A 19,715-nucleotide genomic window follows, 5' to 3' on the forward strand; every position below is an offset into this window, starting at 1 on the left:
CTACTCGCTCCTTCATCTCTTTATATCATCAATGGTTCCGGCCATGGCGAACAAGATCTCAGCTTCCGTCGACATCGGGGTATCTCCAACAATGGTGCAGGCCAGCATTCCTGCTGCAGCTGCAAACCGGACTGTTTTCTCAGGTGAAAATCCAGTCAGCTCGCCATGCAAAATCCCGCTAGTAAAAGCATCTCCGGCTCCAATTCGATCATATACGGAAAAAGAAATCTTTTCTGAGAAGTGAAACTGCCCATCTTTATACAAATATCCCCGTATAGAATGGGTATTATCACTATTAATCCCTCGGTGTGTTCCCGCAATCGTTTGAATATCGAAGTGTTTTGCTACCTTAGGAATGAGGTCTTTCAGCTGTTCCTCTCGGGAGATTTCTGCTGTCTCCATTCCTAAAATATACATTGCATCTTTTTCATTCATCATGACGATATCAGCCAAAGCCAGCATGTCTTCATAATGAGGTTTCGCCTCACTGTACCCTCCCTCCCATAAGGAAGGGCGGTAATTACAATCGAAACAAACCAATCCACCTTTTTCTTTTACCTTTTTAGCCTGCTCTTTCATACTAGCACGGACACCATCGGTCATGGCAAGCGTAATACCGCAAAAGTGAATGATATCTGTTTGTTCGGCAATCAAATCCAGATCATAATCCGAAACATGGGCGGTATTAAAGCTGCTTTCCAGGCGATTGGTATAGGTAACCCGGCTAGCCCGATGTCCAAAACCATTTTCTAAAAAATACAACCCAAGATATTTTCCGCCTCTACAAACAAATTTCCGATTGATTCCCAATCGCCCTAAGAAAGAAAGGGCTGCATCACCTAAAGGATTCTCTGGTAATTTCGTCACAAGATAGCCATCATAGCCTAGCTTGGTCATCGCAGAAGCAACGTTAACTCCCGTGCCTGAAAAAGAGTATTGTAATGTGTTAGCCTGAGTCAGTAATTCATATCCCGGCACCTGCAAACGCATCATTACTTCACCGAATGCAACAATTTGTTTAGGCATGTTTTTCAACCAATTTTTTAGTAATGGCGAGTAGTGTCCTCACATCATCCGGATTTGTTTTTCCAGTTTCCTTATTAATAATAGAAGAATAAACGTGAGGAATAATTTTAGGCACTTTTGCTTCCAATGCAATTTCTAAAATGGTCTCAAAATTATCTAAATCAATGCCTCCAGTTGGTTCTAAGGCAAACCCTTCTTCACCGCAAGCTTGTGCAACGGCACGGAACTCTTCCTCATGCTTTAAGCCTTTCATCGGGAAGTATTTCAAGGCATTTCCTCCCATATCCCGCACTAAGGCAATCGCCGCTTTGATTGGAACAATGGCTGTTTCACCAACTGCCGCACTTACAGGACCAGTAGAAATATTTACGTACCCTACTTTTCCAGTTGGTGATACAAGAGAATTGATCCAGCTCTCTTTCTCCCCTAAATTGGCACGTGTTGCCCCGACAGCAGGAAACACTTGATTGATATGACTACCTGGATAAAATTTAGCGATTTCCGCTACCACTGCTGCTTGTTTATTATCCCCAGCGCCAAGGCCAATAGATACGGCTTCATCAATCGCTGCCCCATATTCCTTCATCGCTGTCACAGCAGCCTCTACCGTAGGATAATCCTTGGAAAGGACTCCGACTAATACATGACCTTCCGCCGCTTCAAAAACTTCGATGGCATTTTCAATACTATTAGCCAGCACATTCAATGCGACTCGGTTGTGATAAAAACGTTTTTCGATGTTTGTCATTGTTCGCTTCCTCCTAAAATGGCTCTTAATTGGGCTTCAATTACGTAAATGTCGTCACCCTGTAATGGTCGTGGATCAAGATCGAAAAAGCCCTGTCGAATTCCGTAATCACGGGTATAAATCGCAATTTCACCATTCCTTAACTGGTCATTTACTTCCTTCGCAGTTGTTTTGGTCACAGCCGGATCAATCTGAATCCGAGCTCTAAAAATGGCACGTCCCGCTTCATCCTGTACAATCGTTACTTTTACACCGTCAATGGATTCAAGTGATTTGAGAACAGCCAGACTGGCTTTTTCCTTTTCGCTATTGTCGATCTTGACAAAATACTCATCCAAAGCCTGCAAAAGTCCAAAGGTTGTTTCTTTACCGACTTTCATGCTTCTGCCAATGCAGTGCAGTTGAACCTTAAGCCAATCGATATAGTTTTGTTTTCCGGCAACGATACCAGACGTTGGACCTTCAATCGCCTTCGAGCCGCTATAAATCGCTAAATCGGACACTTGTACATATTTCTTTAAATCTTCCTCCGCAGCTGCATCGACAATCAATGGAACATGATTCGCTTGCGCCACTTCCCATGCTTCTTCAACCGAAATCATATTTTTTTGAACAGCGTGGTGGGATTTAACGAAAAGAATCGCCGCCGTATTTTCAGTAATTGCATCGGCAATGTGCTCCGCTTTGCCCTCATTGGCATAACCGACTTCCACTAATTTTCCGCCGCCGAGGAAAACCATCGTTTCCACCGGAGCCCCGTATTGAACGTTATGGCCCTTCAGCATGATGATTTCATTTTTTTGAATCGTTTCTTGATAAAGTCTTTCGCTTCTTCGTCTGTTTCCTTCAGTCACGATTGCTGCTACCGAAAGAGCGATTCCACTCGATGCTGAGTTCACGACAACCGCTGCCTCTGATTGAAGCAGCCCAGCGATATGCTGTCCTGCTTTATCGACTAAATCAGCGATTTCAACATAATTTTGCCCGCCTATTTTCATGGCCTCCATTACGGTGTCTGTGGGAGCTGAAACACCTAAAATACTCATCCTCCCGCTTGCATTGATAACCCTTTTCAAACCATATTTAGCATTCAATGTATTCTCCATTGATTACCACTCCTTTTACGACAATATTCTGCTCTGCTGTTCGTTCTTCTCCTTCAGAATCCATCAACTGAGTCACTTCATCCTCTATAGAAAATAATGTGAGGTTAGCTAAATCTCCGACTGAAATTCTTCCGAGTGCCGGCTTATTCAACCAGTCTGCCGCTTTAACTGTAACGGCATCAATGACCTCTTTTAAGGGATATCCTAAATACAAAAATTTAGATAGTACACTGGCCATACTATAAACTGGGCCGTGCAAGCGATTTTTTCGATAGATATCCGTGCTGATCGTATCGAAGTGAATACCATACTCTTTCGCCTGCTCTGCCGTTTGGAAAGAGAAGCTAGCGTTTCCATGGCCAACATCCAAATGTACTCCCCGTTTAATGGCATCCAGCAGCTTCGGAAGAGGTTTCCCAGCTTCATCAAATAAATTATTGGCTTTCCCATTTAAGTAATGGGTGATAATGTCTTTTTTCTCAAGTAAATCGAGGACATCATTAATATCCGGTGGCCCTGAACCAATATGAACCATCAGCGGCAACTCAGTGTCCTTAGAAAATTTCCGGGCCATTTTTAATGGTTCTACTCCATTTGGACCCACGACACTTTTACTAATCCTAGCTTTCAGTCCAATAATAAAATCTTTGTGTTCGGCTATGGCTCCTTTTAAAGCATCTTCATCCAGCCAAGAAAGGTCGGTTAGTTCATCGATTCGCTTTAGACCAATTCGTGAAATATTTAAAAAGGCAAAAACATTCGTCTTCGACTTTTTACAGCTGTTTACTAAGTCTGGCAAACGATCAGCGCCAGTACTGCCGGCATCAACAATCGTTGTTACTCCTGTTTTATAGCCAATCTCATCCACTTCATCCCCATATGGATTAAATTCAGGAAAGGCATGGACATGCATATCAATCCAGCCGCTGGAAACAATTACTTTATGCTTAAAGTCAATTGCCTTCCCGCCATTTCCAGTTCCCGCCGGAACAACGTTTTGGATTTTTTTATTTTCTACTTTGATGTCTACAGAACTTCCATTGACTAGTTTTACATTCTGTAATACAAAACAATCTTTCATTTCCCTCATCCTTTTCGGTAAACCTAATAAAATGGGTACTTGTATACGGTTACATCTACCTTTTTTGTTTTTCTTACAAGAGTAGGTTACCACGTAATTCCACTCGAGTCAATATAACGTTATAATGTTTAGGATCCGTTTCATACCTTCTATATAATCTTTTCAAATTTATTATTCATTACTCATTTCTTGATAAAAGCAAATACAAGCACAAAAAATGCCCCAAAAGTTCCTTTTGGTACATCTTTTATTGGTAAATTTTTAAACCACCCAATATATATTTAAAATCGCAGATTCATTAGGTATTTTTTTCTTGTTTTCACAATTATAGAATGATAACTGTTAAACAACTTTAATGATAAATTCTTGGTTAATTCTTGTACCTCATGAATAACAGTTTATCCTTGACTAGGTCAGCAAGCATCGCTTCCCACTTTTTATCTTCTTTGGTTTTGAAGAAATCGATAATTCCGCATCCCACAGCACTAAGGCAATTTTACTCATTTCGATTGATTGTTCTTCTTTTTCGATAAACCAAATCGGTTCCATCCCTTGTTCAAAAATATACCCCTCTTTCATCACCATACTTGACTATTAATTTAGCTTTTAACTACGAATTTTATAGATTATGAACCCATACAGCGGCACTCACTCTCTATTAGCATAACTTATCAAAAATCAAAACGATTAATTAGTTTTTCTGTCCATATATACCAAACTTTAATTATTTTCCTATTCCGAAAACTTTACCTGTTCTTTTTTAGTTTATTTAATAATATATATCTAAAGGTTATATATCTTTTAGATAGGTGAGGACATTTGAAAAATTATAACGATACACTCTATGCGATTTTAGGAATTTTAACCACTGACTGCAAATCTGGTTACGCCATTAAACAGCTCATTGATCAGAGCTTAAATCATTTCTGGAAGATAAGTTATGGTCAAATATACCCAACTCTTAAATTAATCGTCCAAGAGGGATTAGCAGAAGTTCGTACTTCATCAAACCCAGGAAAGCCGGATAGAAATGAGTACTTCCTCACTTCAAAAGGAATAGAAACTTTAAAAAATTGGTTGGAGCATCCCATAGAACAACTTCCTGTTGAACGAAATGAAATTTTGCTTAAATTGTTTTTTGGCCGCTATCAGTCCAGAGAAAAGACGGTCTTGCTTTTACAGAATTACAAGCAAAAGTTAGAAGGGCGTTACCAAACTTATTTATCGATCGAACTGGCCATTGTTAATCACAAAGATAACGTGGAGGATTCAATGTATTGGTTGTTTACATTAGATTATGGAAAAAGGACCACGAAGGCAGCCATGGACTGGTGCGAGGTTACTCTTGAGAAGTTTTTAACTAAGGAGGATTAGTAATGGCCAAACATATCTATACTGGGCGTTATACCACTGAGAATACAGAGGATATTGTCGTTTTTATCATTGGAATGAGAGTTAACAAGCGATTTGCACTTCATAAGTGGTTACCAGTATTTAATGCAATGCCTGGGATGATTAAGGAGCTTTATACGAACAAAGATGAATTGGGATTTTTATCGATGGAAAGCTATTTCGGACTTAGAACGACTGCAATGATTCAATATTGGCGTTCAATGGAAGACCTACTCGCTTATGCAAAAAATGAGAAGCATTTGAGTGCATGGGAAAATTTTAATAAAAAGGTAGGAAACAATGATGCTGTTGGCATTTACCACGAAACCTATCAAATAAAAAATCGATCTTATGAATCTATTTATGGAAATATGCCCTACTACGGCTTAGGTAAAGCACTGAAACATATTCCAATTACTGCAGAACGAAATTCAGCTAAAAAACGGCTAAACCATTGAGTTTCCGTGCCTGTCACGCCCCGGATTTTCTTGTTTCACAACGATGTTCCACGAACAACTTTATTCTATATAACAGGCGAACAGTACTGTCACTGTTCGCCTGTTATTTGATATTTTATGTCCAATTTTTTACAGTCAACCAATCGAATTGTTTCATTCTCTTCTATTTATTGCATCGGATTTTTAAAATCATTAACCAAAACCTGGACTTCATCATTTTCGTAAATGATTCCAGGCCTTTCTACTGCACATACGATCCCCCGCCGCTTATAACCTGCACGTACAAAACGGAGGGATAACTTCACATGATCATCATAATGCTTTTGGATTTCATCACCAGGTAAGGTACAAGGCTGGTTTTCACCCATACATATTAATCCTGCTCCACTTGGAAAAAGGATACGTGAACCCATAGTGAGTTTTGTTAATTCCGGAAATCCCTTTACCAATACATTAGCCCCTAACCACTCAGGCAGAACAGATTCAACACCTAATTCTTCTGCAATCCTGTCTAATTCTTCCACAGACACAATCGTTATTTGGCGGCGGTTTAGAATCTCTGTTCCTCGTGGATACATCGGCTGCCTTGAATCAGCCTTACTGGTAATACCAAAGTGGCGATCCCCACGAATCCCCCCAAACTCAAGATTTGCTTCTGATATTCTTCTAGTTACAAATGTCTTTGGATTATCTGCAATTAATACCGCATTTATGTTTGCCCAGACTTTTTTCAAAAGAAAACTCCTTTTCGTACAAACAATTCCTAAAAATAATACCTCACAACCTAGGTTGGACTGGAAATGCTTGGTTTATTTAATAACAAACTACTCGAAAGATGTGGTAAAATTTATTTTATCAATCAATTAATTCCAATACAAAGCAGGTGTTTACGCGTGTCCTCTGAAAAAGAAGTGAAGCTTTATTTTGTTCGGCATGGGGAGACCCATTTTAATGTAGAGAAGCGATTACAGGGATTTTGTGATTCACCACTTACAGATAAAGGAATTGAACAGGCTAAATCTGTAGGAATCGGTTTATCTGATATAGAATTTAAAGCAGTATACGCAAGTGAAAGCCAGAGAGTAGTAGATACGGCTAGGTATGCCATTGGCCATCGAAACATCCCCATCATTACTGATCCACGTCTAAAGGAAATGAACTTTGGTGTTTTGGAATCCCTATTACAAACGGAAATTCTAGCTCAATATGGGAATATCCTAGAGACATTATTTAGTCTTAACGATATAAATATGTCAGCACCTGAAGGGGAATCCTATTTACAGCTATTTTCACGAACAAGCTCTGCTATCGATGAAATCATTCATAAGCATAAAAATGAGGGTGGAAATGTCCTAGTATTTTCACATGGGGTAACAATAGGCAACTACTTAATGCAATTAGCAAAAATGAGCGGTTATCCTCACCATGATAATTGCAGTGTCTCTGTAATCAAATATTTGAACGGTGAATTTTATGTAGACAGGATTGCTGACACTTCTTTTCGAGATAAATACTAACTAAAATAAAGGGCAGCCCACTCCTCAAGCTGCCCCTTGAATCTGTATCCATTATGTCTTATTTCTAGATTACTAAATGATAATCAGATAATAGTCTTATTGGTTTAATAGATTAATAAACTCTTTCATGAACCCCGGAAGATCTGGCCATGCATGCCCCGAAACGAGATTGCCTTGAACATGAAGAGGATTTGTAATATAGGTTGCCCCTGCTGCTTCTACATCCGGCTTACAGGCGATATAGGCGGTCAATTCTCGACCTTCCAAATATTGACGAACGGTTGTTAATACCTGACCTGCATGGCAAATGGCCCCCACAGGTTTATTTGCTTCAAAAAAATGCGCGACGATTCTTGGAACATTTTCATTTAAGCGAATGTATTCCGGAGCCCGTCCTCCTGGAATAATGAGCCCATCGAATTCGTCCGGATTTACATCTTCAAAAGCTAACTGTGCTTCAATTAAGTATCCTTTGCTTTCCGTATAAGTATCCCATCCAATAAAGTCATGGACTACTGTTTGCAGCTTCTTCTTTGATGGTGCTGCTATTTGTACCTCGATGCCTTCTTCAAGACAACGAAAATACGGATAATAAATTTCCAATGCCTCTACAGCATCTCCTGCTAGGATTAAAACTTTTTTTGACACTTTAAAAACTCCCCCTGTTAAAAAATTAGGCTATTGCCTTTATTTATATATTCATAATGCTTCTAATAATTCCCTTATATTTGAAAAAGCTTCATATCCAACAAAGATCATACACAATACCGCCCGTTACTAAAAGAAAGATTCGATCGTTTTCGTTTAGAGAACGATTCTTTCTAATTTAAAATAAACAAGCCTGATCCTGAGATTCCGTGCCTGTCACGACTCGGATTTTCTTGTTTCACAACGCTGTTCCACACGACCCTTTATTTTGAATAAAGCAAAAAAAAGGCGAACAGTACAAGTCACTGTATGTCTAAACCATGTGACTTCATTGGAACATATTCTTTGTATTCGTTAATCCCTCCGTCGTCTTTTTTTGCATAGATTTAATGCATTTCTGCTGCATCAAAAATCCACCTCTATCAAGTAGTTAAAAAGTTCCAATCAAAGTAAATATTCTACAATATCTTCCATTATTCCTTTAACTACGATTTTTATAGATTATGAACCTATACAAAAACACATACGGCTAAACCTTGAACCTACCTTATCAAAACAACCCCGGGCTTATTCGGAATATGATGGATGTACTCAATCAACTCACCCAGTTTGGCCTCTATTCGGAATGGCCGGGATACGGTACGACTATATTAAGAAAAGACCGGATTCAAGTACAATCCGGTCTATGGTCATTTCGTCATACTTCGGGTGGTGACAGGCACCCTTCTTTGGCGATTGCCACTCTGCACCAGAATCGTCCCTAAAATAACCGTTAAAGCACCTATACCTGATTCCCAAGAAAGATATTCCCGATAAAACAAAACACCTAGTACCATCGCAATGAGAGGAGAAATAAAAAGCCAGGTAGACGGAAAAACAGGATTGGTCCTCGAGACTAGCCAGTAAAAAAGAGTATGACCTATCATTGAGCCAAAAACTATTAAATAAAGAAACGAGCCTATGGATGCTGTACTAGTCAAGCTAGTAAACTGTATATCCTCTGTAAAAAGAGACAAAAGAATGAGTAAGATTCCCCCATGCATCATTTGGGCTGCATTTAATGCAATGGGGGAATCTGATTCAAATTTTTCCATCACATGTTTTGAATAAATGGCCCCAGAAGCATAAAATACCTCGCCAATGACAATCAAGAGACACCCCATTAACCAGTACCGTTCCCCCTGAAGAGTAAAGCTTGGCAAAATGAGAAGAGCAACTCCCACAACACCTACAAGGCATCCAATAAAAGAAATTTGATTCACTTTCTTCTTCAATATGGTCGTTTGGATCAATAAAATTATCATCGGACCGGTAGCCGATAGCACAGCGGCTGCACCAGACGTCACATATTGTTCTGCCCAATATAAAGTTGCAAACGTCCCAAAGGTTAAACCGATCCCTGTAATCAGCATTTCCTTACGAAATAACAAACCTATCGTGGTTTTTCTTCGCAAGACCATGAACCCAAAAAGAATAAAACCTGCAATCAAAAACCGAAGTCCAGCAGAGAAAAAGGGTGGAATACCTGCATCTATCCCTATTTTTATTGCTAAAAAGGTCGTACCAAAAATCAAACACATGAACAAATAACCAATCATCACCATTAACAATTCCTCCTTTTTTATCCATTATAGGAGGTTGGGGATAGAACAGATTATCATCAATAGAACAGTTCAATAAGGAATCGTGGTACAATCAAGGAGAAATGGGGGAAGGACATGACCAATGATGATTATCTATTTAAACAAGTTTATGATTATGTTTTACACCGGATTGAACGCAATGAGTGGCAGGAAGAGGATAAGCTTCCCTCTGTAAGAAAATTAGCTGAAGAAATGAATGTTCATCGATTAACGGTTTTAAAAGCCTATCAGTTGCTTAAACAACAAAATAAAGTATATGTCAAAGATAAATCAGGATATTATGTTCAATTAAGTGGAAGAGCGAAATTTGAAAATCTAGATAATCCTCTTATTTCAGCATACGCACAAAAAAATCACTTATCCGAGATTCATCAAGTCCCGGTTTCCTATAATTTTTCACAGGCGTTAATTGACCCCAGCCTCTTGCCTAATCTCTTTTTATCCGATTACGTAAAAAAAGTGTTTGATCTCTATCCCAAAGTGCTGGCAACCTACTCAACCGTTCAAGGAGACAAGGAGCTGCGGGAAGCACTGTGCGAATATTTTATTGACCAGTATAAAACGATTACTACAGCGGATAACCTGTTAATCACGACTGGTTCTCAGCAAGCGATTTACCTCATTGCTCAAGCTTTTGTTAAATCAAGAGACACCATTTTAATGGAACAGCCAAGCTATAGTGCCGCAATTGATACTTTTAGAGCACAAGGAGCAAATATTGTAACCGTGGACATCCAACCTGACGGATACGATTTAGAGCATGTTGAATTTATGATGAAAAAATACAAGCCACGACTCTTTTATATGAATCCAACCTTCCATAATCCAACTGGATACACGGTCCCAGCCGCACAAAGAAAGCAATTAGTCCAATTAGCTGAGCAATATCGCTGTCTCTTAATCGAAGATAACGCCTATCACGACATCTATTTTGACCAAGAGCCGCCTCCTCCCTTTTACACCTATGACACATCTGGAATCGTGATTTATGTAAGGAGCTTTTGCAAATATATCTCACCTGGACTACGAATTGCGGTAGTAAATGCACAATCATCCATTATGAAACCACTCCTAGGGGTGAAATCACTAGCTGATAACGGATCTCCACTCCTGAATCAAAAGATTTTCCTTCATTACTTTTCATCACCCAGACTGCAACAACACGTTGAAAAACTACGAATTGCCTTACAAATAAGAAAGGAAATCATGGAGGAAGAACTAGCGGTAACAGATTGGCACTGGACCAGCCCAGATGGTGGCTTGAACTTATGGGTACGGCTTCCCAACCACCAATCGACAGATGAATTATTAGTTAAATGCCTTCAACAATCAATCTCCATTGTTCCTGGTCGTGTTTGTGATCCATTAAATCGGCCATCCTCATGGGTGCGCTTAAGCTATTCCTATGCTAATGAAGAACAAATCCGTAAAGGAATAAGGAAATTTATCAATTTAGTAGATGGAAACCATGGGGACCGCTCTGGTGATCTACACTACCCTAATTAAGAAGCCACGAGAACTGTCCCCGTGGAATTCCCGTACAGCAGGGTGATCACGTCTTTAATATTTATTTTGAAAATCGTCCTACTAACGCCCAATACAAGATTAAGCTGAAAACAGTAATGAGTGAAAGAACCAATAAAATATTACTATATAAGGAAGCGTCCGGATTATTTAGATATTCTAAGATATTTCCTTTCATTGATGAGTTATCCATCATTGCTGCTGTATAGGCTATTCCAATGGAAGCAGCTAAATTAAGAATCAAATTATAAAATCCGACCGCTGTTCCCGAGTTTTCTTTCGCAATAGTGCTAACGCATGAATCAATCATCGGGGCATACATAAACGCAAACGAACTAGAGAATAAAATCATGGAAAATACGAACACAATCACAGAACTTTGTACAAAAAATCCGCCTACCAATAGACTGGTTGTAATACCAACCATTGTAATAGCGATACATTGTCTGGTTCCTAATACTCTTGCAATTTTTCCAGAAAGTGCCCCAACAGTGGCTGCTAAGACATAAGCCGGGATTAGCAATAACGAAATGGTATCAAGCTTCAAATCATAAAGCTTTTCAAGGAGAAACGGAAACAAGAAAATATACGCTAATTGCACTGAGTAAATAACAAAAGCGATTGCTAACAAAGCGATGAAACGCTTATTTTGGAAAAATGAAATGCCAATGAAAGCTTTGGAATCCTTGCTAATATAAACTAAGAATAAGGCAATTACGACAATAAACACGAGAAGATAAATATAGTTAAAATCCGTAATATATAACAATAGGGAGGCCGCAATTGCTCCTACTAGAAATAAGCCAATTACATCAACATTACCGCCTTTCCTTTCTTCTTTTGGTAGATATTTCGAAATAAAAGGAAGAAAAGGGTTATTAATGGAACTAAAATAGAGTTGTCCAATGAAAATAAGTGGAAACATATCCCCCAGTCAAGGCTCCGATTACTTGTGAAAGGGCAAAACTGCTAGTACTTAATCCCAAAAAGGAATCGTTTCGAAACCATAGTCTTTTGCCCTCTCCGAACTCTGATAGATAGGATTTCGATCACCAATCAATTGGACAATTTGTTGCACATCTTCTTTATTAAAAATAATCTCATGTTCCTTAGTTTTCATGTTACCACCTCGAATAGGACTGCTACTCCGACTCCTCCACCACTCCCAATCGCGGCCAGTACATATTTAATATCCTTTCGTCTTTGTACTTCGTAGAAAAGCCTCGTGATCATGATACTTCCCGAAGCTCCATAAGGATGTCCTAGCGTTAAAGCACCTCCGCCCACATTTAACTTGTCATAAGAAATAGAAAGTTCTTTTGTACAGGCAACAATCTTAGAGGAGAAAGCTTCGTTTATTTCAATTAGGTCAATATCCTCAATGGTTAACTGGTTTCTTTTTATTAAGGCTTGAATAGCCGGAATAGGGGCTTCTCCTGGATAATTCGGAAGTACACCTGAGACTTCACTATCCAAAAATCGTAAAATAGGCTGGAATCCATTATTTAATGCCATGTTTTCTTCCATGACAAGTACTGCTGAAGCCCCGTCATGTATCCCACAACTGTTCGCTGCAGTAACCGTACCGTTCTTTTTAAATATTGGCTTCATCCTATTTAAAAGTACTTCCATCTTTCTTTTCCTAAAAAATTCTTCATCTTGGTGGAAATCTCCAATTTGAATGATCTCTTGATTAAAATATCCCTTTTCGTAAGCTTCCCAGCTACGTTTATAACTTAAAAGTGCATATTCATCCTGCATTTCCTTTGAAATAGCATATTTTTCAGCCACATATTCTGCTGCAACACCCATATCTGGATCGCCAATTTTTTCCGGAGAAAATCTTGCTCTAGATGGAAACGGAGAGGTACTCGTACTTTCTACACCACCAGCTATATAACAACAGCCAGCTCCGCCTTGGACAAAGTAACATGCCATTCGAATCGCTTCTAACCCTGCACTACATTGACGGTCAATTGTGATTCCCGGTACAGAAAGAGGAAGTCCTGCTTCTAATGCAGCAACTCGAGCTACATTTCCACCTGGTCCAACTACATTTCCCAAAATGATGTCTTCTATTTTTTCTTCCAATCCATTCGCTAAATGTTGGAGGATAGGAGCTGCAAGCTCATGTGGCTGAATATCTCGTAAGATTCCACCCATTTTTCCAATGGGTGTTCGTTTCGCTTGGACAATTACCGCTCTTTTAATCATTGACCACCTTTTTTTCCATTCGTTTTATTAGCTCAGCACGAGCTATCTTGCCACTCGTTGTATATGGCATTTCAGATAGAAAAAACCACTTACGTGGAATTTTATAAGAAGATAAATGAGTCTTACAAAATCTTTTTAACTCTAATTGGCTACTCTTTCCTTTCACTACCGCAGCAACAACCTGGCCCCAATACGAATCTGATAGGCCTATTACAGCAACTTCTTCGACATCTGGATGTAAGGAAATAACTTTTTCTATTTCCTCAGGAAAAATATTTATTCCTCCATATAAAATCATATTTTGTTCACGACCTACAATATATAAAAAGCCATCTTCGTCAAAATAGCCCATATCATGGACTGTGGCCCAGCCATCTTCATCTTGAATAGAATGAATTGTCCTTCCATCATGATCCAAGTACCCATTTATCATCAATTTACTTCTTACATATATTTTTCCCGTCTCAGTTGGCTTTGCTAATTCCTGATCTGGACGCCGTATTTGTACCTCTACACCATAACAAGGCTTTCCGACTGTTGTAGCCTTCTGAATACCTTCTCTATCGGGAAGTACAGTAATGAAACTCAATTCACTAGCCCCATAAAACTCGTACATAGTCATGTTAGGAATCATATTACGGATTTCTAATTTCGATCTATCCGACCATTTTGCACCAGATGAAATAATTTTTATTGACTTATCGACTTGAATTCCTTCTTTCAAGAATGCTTCTACCATTGTCGGAACTACATATATCGTTGTAATTGGAAAGGAATGTATCCATGATAGTCCTTCAATAGGAGAGAACTTTTCTAAAAGAAAGACGGTTCCACCTAAATACAAAATGCTAATGGCTCCGTACAGAAAATGAGAATGGGTTAAGGCACCAGAAATAAGAACTTGATCGGATTCATCTAACCCGAAATCAAAACGATTGCAATCAAAGCTAGCCATCCACGAATCTTGGGAGCGAACAAATGCTTTTGGTTTTCCGGTCGTACCAGATGTAAATCCAATGTAAAAAGGCAGATTTCCTTCCGTTTTCAATACAGTTGTAGGATCGAACTGAGAGATTTCCTGTAAACTATCATCCAAAATCGTTACATTAGGAATACTTTGTTCGATTCGAGAGTAAATTTCTCTAGTTGTGACAATGATAGAAGGATGTGAAAGTATCACCCTTTTTTCCAATTCGGTTATCTTCCATTTCAAATCATATGGAATAGCAATCCAACCCGCCTTGGAGGCTCCTGCAAAGAGCTGTAGGAAAGGGATACCGTTCGGCAAAAGGATTCCTATTGTTTTATTTTCTGAATGAAGAGAATGAAGCCAGTTCGCTGTTTGATTGATTAATTCATACCATTCTTGATAACTGATTTGTTGATGATTCGTATGGATTGCGATTTTGTTTGGGGATAATTTTGCGAAAGTCTTATATGATTCTGTAATATTTCCCATGATATATCTCCTCTATAAAAAGAGACACATTCTGGTGCCTCTTAAGATTTAGATATTTTTAGATAAATAATTGGAATAACTTGTTGCTAATGCGCGTGAAAAAACTGGATGTTTTCTTAGTCTGTAAACTAAAATAGAAGCTAGTATGGCTTTTAGGACATCCCCTGGGATATAAATTAAACTTAACTGAACAGCTTTTAATAGAGGAATGTCCATCATAAATGCTTGGACAGGAATTCCAATTAAATAGATTAATAGAATTCCAACTGTCAGATTAATAAATAAAATATGTTGTATTTTTAAAGTTTGAAAACGTGATAGTAGATAACCAATACAGAAAGCCGTAATAGGCCATGAAATTATATAACCAACACTTGGTCCGACAAATACACTTAGTCCACCTCTTCCTCCAGATAGAAGAGGCATTCCAGCAGCGAGAAGTAATAAAAAGATCGTTTGGCTCATCGCCCCTAATCTTGCTCCCAATACCCCTCCCGCAAGAAGAACACCTAGAGTTTGTAATGTAATGGGAACTGGTGTAAAAGAAAGCATAATAGGCGGAACTACTCCAAGAGCACCCATGACAGCGGCAAACACTGCTACAAAGGTAATTTCTTTAATTTTCATTATTATCTCTCCTAATAATCAATATGTACTATTTACAACTATGATAATAATGAATCTCAAATTAAATGTCAACCTAGTTTTAAATCCGGTTAACATTTAAAACATTATTATTCAAAATAGTATGGATTTGTTATTGATATGATCCTTGGTGCAATGAGATTTCCCAATGTCTGACTGTAAATAATAACGCTTGTTTAGGAAAACCTAACATTAAATAGAGAAGACACGAGTGCAAAAAATGGCAGAAAGCCCTAAGACAAACAATCAGACTTTTTGCATGAGTGAATACGATGTATTAAAACGAGTAATCCTTTGTCAGCACGCCCCGAAGCAAGTTGCTGATACTCTTAAGGACGTCTTTTAGTCATAAACCAATGTAAGTGCCCAGGCACTGTTCGCCTTAAAAAAGTATCCTAAATAGTTTACTTTTAAGAAACAGCTTCAAAAGGAAGGATTGTTAGAAGCCTTCATTTGAAAAGGAACCACGGCATATCATGCCACGATTCCTTTCTTTGCTGAATATAAATGTCACTGCTTTAAGAATGACTTCTATCTTATTCTTGTAATCAGACTCTTTAAACTTACTGCATGAGTAAAAATGACTAAATTTTTAATATATCCTCTTCGTTTGGTAAGGAAGATATCGCTCCTACCCTTGTACATACAAGTGCCCCTACTTTATTTGCAAATAGAATGATCTCTTTCAGTTTACTAAAATCATTAAGAATTGTATTAATGGACTCCAAGTTTGCAAACTGATATAAAGCAGCACCGACAAATGCATCACCAGCACCTGTAGAGTCAATTGAATTTATTTCTATACTGTTTATTACACCCACATCATTTCCATTTGAAAGAAGAGTTCCTTCACTTCCAAGAGTCACAGCCACAATTTTCGCTCCCAAATGATGGAGCTTCTCTATTCCTTCATACTTATCCATTTTTCCTGTGATAAGTTCAAGCTCCTCTTCACTGACTTTTACAAAATCAGCCATGGATATACCTTTTCTAGCTAAACTAATAAATTCTTCTATTCTATTTTTCCATAAATCCTTACGGAAATTAGGGTCAAATGATAGGAATATTCCACTATTTTGCGCAAACTCCATTGCATTAAAATAGGTTGTTTTAAATGGGTTATCAAGTAAAGCTGTTGCGGATCCAAAGTGTATTATTTTTGCTCTACTTAGTCTATCTAAATTTAAGTTTTCGTCTGTTAGATGTTGATCTGCTCCTCTATTGAATACAAAATCCCTTTCACCGTCTGCTTGGAGAGAAACAAATGCTAAGGTTGTTGGTGCTAAATCATCGGTAACAACCATCGATGTATCTACACCCACCTCGTTTAAAGTTTCTATCAAGAATGATCCAAATGGGTCATTTCCTACTTTCCCAATAAGACTCGCCACCCCACCTAGCTTTGAAATGGTAGCTGCTACATTTGCCGGGGCACCTCCAGCCTTCTTTAGGAAATAATCACCTTCTTTTAAATTAACATCAATATCTGTACAGAAAAAATCGATTAACAGCTCCCCAACGCACATAACTGAGCGGGATATTTTATTCATTTATTTTCCACTCTCCATTCTTATCGCTTCTATTAATTTAGAATACAAAGTATCTAGATCTATATCATAAACAGTTCCCTATTTTGTATATAGAGAGATTTAAATAGCTCATATTGCTCATTATATACATATCCATTCTTTTCATTTGGCTCTACTAGCCTATCACCCTTTTTTACCATTTCACTTACTGCTTCTTCCATTGAATTGAAGACTTTTGTACCTACAGCTGCCATAATTGCTGCTCCTTTACAGGCATGTTCCTTCGTCAAGGTAGTACATATACTTTTTTGAAAAACGTCTGCTACAATTTGCATCCATAAATCACTTTGGATAAATCCACCTGAAGCGATAACCTGCTCAACAGGTATTTGTAGTTCATTAAAAATCTCTAATGAATCACGCAATGAAAAAGCAACACCTTCCATCACCGCTCTCAACATGTGGTAACGATTGTGCTTTAATTGAAGTCCAAAAAACATCCCTTTAGCATTAGCATCCATATGGGGTGTTCTGTCTCCATTTAAATATGGTAGGAAGAGTAACTTTTCACTACCTGATGGAATCTTACTAGTTTCTTTGTTTAACTTTGTAAAGTCTGCGATATATAAAATATTTTCCATTAACCATTTTAATGATAGTCCTGCACTTAAATTAGCACCTAATATGTACCAGTTTTTCACATGACAGAATGTATTTGTACGATATAGTCTGTCATGAACTGGTTGATTTACAGGTGAAAACAACTGTCCTCCTGTTCCAATCGTACAGGAAACTGTCCCCGAAGAAAGGATGCCATTCCCAACAGCCTGCATCGGCTGATCCCCTCCACCATATACGACAGGGGTTGCTAATTTCAATCCAGTTTCATTGGCTGCAATTCGTGTTACGTAACCAGCGATCTCGTATGGCTCACTGCATAGTGGAAAAATATCCCTATTTATCCCTAACTTTTTAATTAGATCTTCAGCCCATTCTCTTCTTTCTATATTAAATATTAATGTTCCACAAGCATCTGTTGAATCTGTACCAATCTCTCCAGTTATTCTGTAACGTATATAATCTTTAGGTAAAACCACTTTATCTATTTTTTCATAATTAAAAGGTTCATGGTCTTTTATCCACATTAAAGAAGGCAGTAAAAAACCAGGAGAAAGTGCATTCAGTGTTTGCCTTCCTACTTTTTCCTTTTGTATTTTATTATATATGGAGTGGATTTGCTGCTGACTTCTTTGGTCGCACCAAATGATCGCTGGTCTTATTACTTGTTTGTCTTTATCAAGTATTACTAAACCATGCATTTGTCCAGAAAAACTAATTCCAGTAATTTCAACCTCATATCCCCCCACTTTTTGTAAACAATGCTGTATGGTCTTCTTTGTAGCTCTCCACCATTCTTCAGGATCTTGTTCTGCCCAATTTCTTGCAGGAGTATTTATGCTATATACTTCACTATCTGAAAAACACTCTGTTCCAGTATAGTCAATCAGGCATGTCTTCACACTAGATGTTCCAAGGTCTATTCCAAGCAAGTACTTCATTAAATACCCCCTTTTTGATCGCAAAATTGCATGAAGAATGAAGGCTGTCGATCATTCGACAGCCTTTAAAATGTCTTACTTCCAATGAAAAAATCCACTTATTGGAAAGATATTTTATCTTTTATTACCTTTATTACTCTTATTCTCTACATTGTTAAATACATCCGTTGAATTCCATTAAGCTGCACTATTTCCACGTAAGCGATCTAATAATACCGCGGCAACAATTACTCCACCTTTGACTACAAGCTGCCAATAATAGTTAACGTCCATTAGAGTTAAGCCATTACTAATAACGCCCATAATTAATACCCCAATGATTGTTGCTTGTATCTTTCCTTTACCACCTGTTAGACTAGTTCCACCCAAAATAACCGCGGCAATTGCATCTAACTCATACATTTGTCCTGCAGTTGGTTGACCAGAATACAACCTGCCAGCTAAAACGACCCCACCTAAACCTGCTAATAATCCACTGATGGAATAAACATTAATTAATGACTTCTCAACCTTAATCCCTGTTAATCGTGCTGCTTCTTCATTTCCACCAATGGCATAAATATGGCGGCCAAACATGGTATACTTTAAAACATAAAACATAACGATATAAACAAAAATCATGATATAGATAGGAGTTGGTATTCCGAAAATAGCTCCGCCACCAATGAATTTGAACGTTTCATTTTGTAAAACAATCGGATAACCACCACTAATGACATAAGCAAGACCTCGAACATAGGTGAAACTACCTAATGTAACAATAAATGCTGGTAATTTGGTTTTAGCAGTGAAAAATCCATTTATTAGTCCTACTGCATACCCTACAGCCACACCTGATATCATGGCAATGACGGGGTTAACTCCTGCTGAAGAGACCATAACTGAAATAACACCGGATAAAGCAACTGTTGAACCGACCGACAAATCAATTCCACCAGTTAATATCACAATTGTCATTCCAGCAGCTAGCACAGCAATGATGGAAACCTGCTTTAATACATTTAACATATTGGCCGTTTCTAAGAAATTAGGCGCGGTAAAAGAAAGGACAACACATAATAAGATTAAAATCATGATCATACCCAATCGATTCCATAATCCGTGAAGGACCTTCCCAACATGAAGGCTTTCTCTTTGTGATATTGTTTGAGTATTTCCACTCATTT

The 19,715-nt window shown here is 38.2% G+C and carries 20 protein-coding genes; 4 read left to right on the forward strand and 16 right to left on the reverse strand.

Going from position 1 to position 19,715, the window contains the following annotated elements; genetic code table 11:
* Positions 1-12: 12 nt before the first annotated feature.
* From AB7942_RS16090 to AB7942_RS16110, 5 genes are all read right to left on the reverse strand, one after another.
* On the reverse strand, positions 13-1,026 hold the full coding sequence (locus tag AB7942_RS16090; RefSeq protein ID WP_369447636.1) for a sugar kinase: 1,014 nt from the start codon (positions 1,024-1,026) through the stop codon (positions 13-15).
* Positions 1,019-1,774: a 2-dehydro-3-deoxy-phosphogluconate aldolase gene (gene dagF, locus AB7942_RS16095; protein WP_369447637.1), complete on the reverse strand. Its 756-nt coding sequence runs from the start codon at positions 1,772-1,774 to the stop codon at positions 1,019-1,021. The genes AB7942_RS16090 and dagF overlap by 8 nt, the downstream gene beginning before the upstream one ends.
* On the reverse strand, positions 1,771-2,880 hold the full coding sequence (locus tag AB7942_RS16100; RefSeq protein WP_369447638.1) for a DgaE family pyridoxal phosphate-dependent ammonia lyase: 1,110 nt from the start codon (positions 2,878-2,880) through the stop codon (positions 1,771-1,773). Before AB7942_RS16100 ends, dagF begins: the two co-directional genes overlap by 4 nt.
* On the reverse strand, positions 2,858-3,961 hold the full coding sequence (locus AB7942_RS16105; RefSeq protein ID WP_369447639.1) for an amidohydrolase/deacetylase family metallohydrolase: 1,104 nt from the start codon (positions 3,959-3,961) through the stop codon (positions 2,858-2,860). The genes AB7942_RS16100 and AB7942_RS16105 overlap by 23 nt, the downstream gene beginning before the upstream one ends.
* 408 nt (positions 3,962-4,369) lie before the next feature.
* Complete coding sequence (locus AB7942_RS16110; protein WP_369447640.1) at positions 4,370-4,546, reverse strand: hypothetical protein; 177 nt, start codon at positions 4,544-4,546, stop codon at positions 4,370-4,372.
* Positions 4,547-4,780: 234 nt separating this feature from the next.
* Here AB7942_RS16110 and AB7942_RS16115 point away from each other — a divergent pair, with 234 nt between their 5' ends.
* Positions 4,781-5,335, forward strand: a complete 555-nt coding sequence (locus AB7942_RS16115; RefSeq protein ID WP_369447641.1) for a PadR family transcriptional regulator — start codon at positions 4,781-4,783, stop codon at positions 5,333-5,335.
* A 2-nt stretch (positions 5,336-5,337) separates the two neighbouring features.
* The gene (locus AB7942_RS16120; RefSeq protein ID WP_369447642.1) at positions 5,338-5,811 is read left to right on the forward strand and encodes a DUF4188 domain-containing protein; all 474 of its coding nucleotides are present in this window, start codon (positions 5,338-5,340) and stop codon (positions 5,809-5,811) included.
* Between the two features lie 167 nt (positions 5,812-5,978).
* Here the strand turns inward: AB7942_RS16120 and AB7942_RS16125 are convergent, their stop codons facing one another.
* On the reverse strand, positions 5,979-6,545 hold the full coding sequence (locus tag AB7942_RS16125; RefSeq protein ID WP_369447643.1) for an MOSC domain-containing protein: 567 nt from the start codon (positions 6,543-6,545) through the stop codon (positions 5,979-5,981).
* Positions 6,546-6,704: 159 nt separating this feature from the next.
* On the opposite strand from AB7942_RS16125, the gene AB7942_RS16130 reads away from it, so the two are divergent.
* Positions 6,705-7,328, forward strand: coding sequence for a histidine phosphatase family protein (locus tag AB7942_RS16130; protein ID WP_369447644.1), 624 nt, complete (start codon positions 6,705-6,707; stop codon positions 7,326-7,328).
* Between the two features lie 96 nt (positions 7,329-7,424).
* Here the strand turns inward: AB7942_RS16130 and AB7942_RS16135 are convergent, their stop codons facing one another.
* Positions 7,425-7,976 carry a DJ-1/PfpI family protein gene (locus AB7942_RS16135; RefSeq protein ID WP_168241942.1) on the reverse strand — a complete coding sequence of 184 codons (552 nt, stop codon included), beginning with the start codon at positions 7,974-7,976 and terminating at the stop codon, positions 7,425-7,427.
* Between the two features lie 689 nt (positions 7,977-8,665).
* The gene (locus tag AB7942_RS16140; RefSeq protein WP_369447645.1) at positions 8,666-9,580 is read right to left on the reverse strand and encodes a DMT family transporter; all 915 of its coding nucleotides are present in this window, start codon (positions 9,578-9,580) and stop codon (positions 8,666-8,668) included.
* Positions 9,581-9,694: 114 nt separating this feature from the next.
* Here AB7942_RS16140 and AB7942_RS16145 point away from each other — a divergent pair, with 114 nt between their 5' ends.
* Positions 9,695-11,125, forward strand: a complete 1,431-nt coding sequence (locus tag AB7942_RS16145) for an aminotransferase-like domain-containing protein (protein ID WP_369447646.1) — start codon at positions 9,695-9,697, stop codon at positions 11,123-11,125.
* 61 nt (positions 11,126-11,186) lie between these two features.
* Here the strand turns inward: AB7942_RS16145 and AB7942_RS16150 are convergent, their stop codons facing one another.
* From AB7942_RS16150 to AB7942_RS16185, 8 genes are all read right to left on the reverse strand, one after another.
* Positions 11,187-12,068, reverse strand: a complete 882-nt coding sequence (locus AB7942_RS16150; RefSeq protein ID WP_483310879.1) for an MFS transporter — start codon at positions 12,066-12,068, stop codon at positions 11,187-11,189.
* Positions 12,069-12,119: 51 nt separating this feature from the next.
* Complete coding sequence (locus AB7942_RS16155) at positions 12,120-12,263, reverse strand: hotdog family protein (protein WP_369447647.1); 144 nt, start codon at positions 12,261-12,263, stop codon at positions 12,120-12,122.
* A complete protein-coding gene (locus AB7942_RS16160; protein WP_369447762.1) occupies positions 12,260-13,354 on the reverse strand; it encodes an acetyl-CoA C-acyltransferase in 1,095 nt (364 codons plus the stop codon). Before AB7942_RS16160 ends, AB7942_RS16155 begins: the two co-directional genes overlap by 4 nt.
* A complete protein-coding gene (locus tag AB7942_RS16165; RefSeq protein WP_369447648.1) occupies positions 13,350-14,816 on the reverse strand; it encodes an AMP-binding protein in 1,467 nt (488 codons plus the stop codon). The genes AB7942_RS16160 and AB7942_RS16165 overlap by 5 nt, the downstream gene beginning before the upstream one ends.
* A 48-nt stretch (positions 14,817-14,864) precedes the next feature.
* Entirely contained in the window at positions 14,865-15,443 is a 579-nt protein-coding gene (locus AB7942_RS16170; protein ID WP_335438338.1) for a biotin transporter BioY, read from the reverse strand.
* Positions 15,444-16,045: 602 nt separating this feature from the next.
* The gene (locus tag AB7942_RS16175) at positions 16,046-17,011 is read right to left on the reverse strand and encodes a carbohydrate kinase family protein (RefSeq protein ID WP_369447649.1); all 966 of its coding nucleotides are present in this window, start codon (positions 17,009-17,011) and stop codon (positions 16,046-16,048) included.
* A gap of 59 nt (positions 17,012-17,070) precedes the next feature.
* Positions 17,071-18,549, reverse strand: a complete 1,479-nt coding sequence (gene xylB / locus AB7942_RS16180) for a xylulokinase (protein WP_369447650.1) — start codon at positions 18,547-18,549, stop codon at positions 17,071-17,073.
* Positions 18,550-18,726: 177 nt separating this feature from the next.
* Positions 18,727-19,713, reverse strand: coding sequence for an ABC transporter permease (locus tag AB7942_RS16185; RefSeq protein WP_369447651.1), 987 nt, complete (start codon positions 19,711-19,713; stop codon positions 18,727-18,729).
* Positions 19,714-19,715 lie beyond the last annotated feature (2 nt).

This window comes from Neobacillus sp. BF23-41, assembly GCF_041106275.1.

Excerpts from the sequence above, each read along its gene's own strand:
- AB7942_RS16100 (WP_369447638.1), bottom strand. The coding sequence starts at position 2,880 with ATGGAGAATACATTGAATGCTAAATATGGTTTGAAAAGGGTTATCAAT.
- AB7942_RS16175 (WP_369447649.1), bottom strand. The coding sequence starts at position 17,011 with ATGAATAAAATATCCCGCTCAGTTATGTGCGTTGGGGAGCTGTTAATC.
- AB7942_RS16150 (WP_483310879.1), bottom strand. The coding sequence starts at position 12,068 with ATGTTTCCACTTATTTTCATTGGACAACTCTATTTTAGTTCCATTAAT.
- AB7942_RS16145 (WP_369447646.1), top strand. The coding sequence starts at position 9,695 with ATGACCAATGATGATTATCTATTTAAACAAGTTTATGATTATGTTTTA.
- dagF (WP_369447637.1), bottom strand. The coding sequence starts at position 1,774 with ATGACAAACATCGAAAAACGTTTTTATCACAACCGAGTCGCATTGAAT.
- AB7942_RS16105 (WP_369447639.1), bottom strand. The coding sequence starts at position 3,961 with ATGAAAGATTGTTTTGTATTACAGAATGTAAAACTAGTCAATGGAAGT.
- AB7942_RS16185 (WP_369447651.1), bottom strand. The coding sequence starts at position 19,713 with ATGAGTGGAAATACTCAAACAATATCACAAAGAGAAAGCCTTCATGTT.
- AB7942_RS16110 (WP_369447640.1), bottom strand. The coding sequence starts at position 4,546 with ATGGTGATGAAAGAGGGGTATATTTTTGAACAAGGGATGGAACCGATT.
- AB7942_RS16120 (WP_369447642.1), top strand. The coding sequence starts at position 5,338 with ATGGCCAAACATATCTATACTGGGCGTTATACCACTGAGAATACAGAG.
- AB7942_RS16155 (WP_369447647.1), bottom strand. The coding sequence starts at position 12,263 with ATGAAAACTAAGGAACATGAGATTATTTTTAATAAAGAAGATGTGCAA.
- AB7942_RS16090 (WP_369447636.1), bottom strand. The coding sequence starts at position 1,026 with ATGCCTAAACAAATTGTTGCATTCGGTGAAGTAATGATGCGTTTGCAG.
- xylB (WP_369447650.1), bottom strand. The coding sequence starts at position 18,549 with ATGAAGTACTTGCTTGGAATAGACCTTGGAACATCTAGTGTGAAGACA.
- AB7942_RS16165 (WP_369447648.1), bottom strand. The coding sequence starts at position 14,816 with ATGGGAAATATTACAGAATCATATAAGACTTTCGCAAAATTATCCCCA.
- AB7942_RS16170 (WP_335438338.1), bottom strand. The coding sequence starts at position 15,443 with ATGAAAATTAAAGAAATTACCTTTGTAGCAGTGTTTGCCGCTGTCATG.
- AB7942_RS16140 (WP_369447645.1), bottom strand. The coding sequence starts at position 9,580 with ATGGTGATGATTGGTTATTTGTTCATGTGTTTGATTTTTGGTACGACC.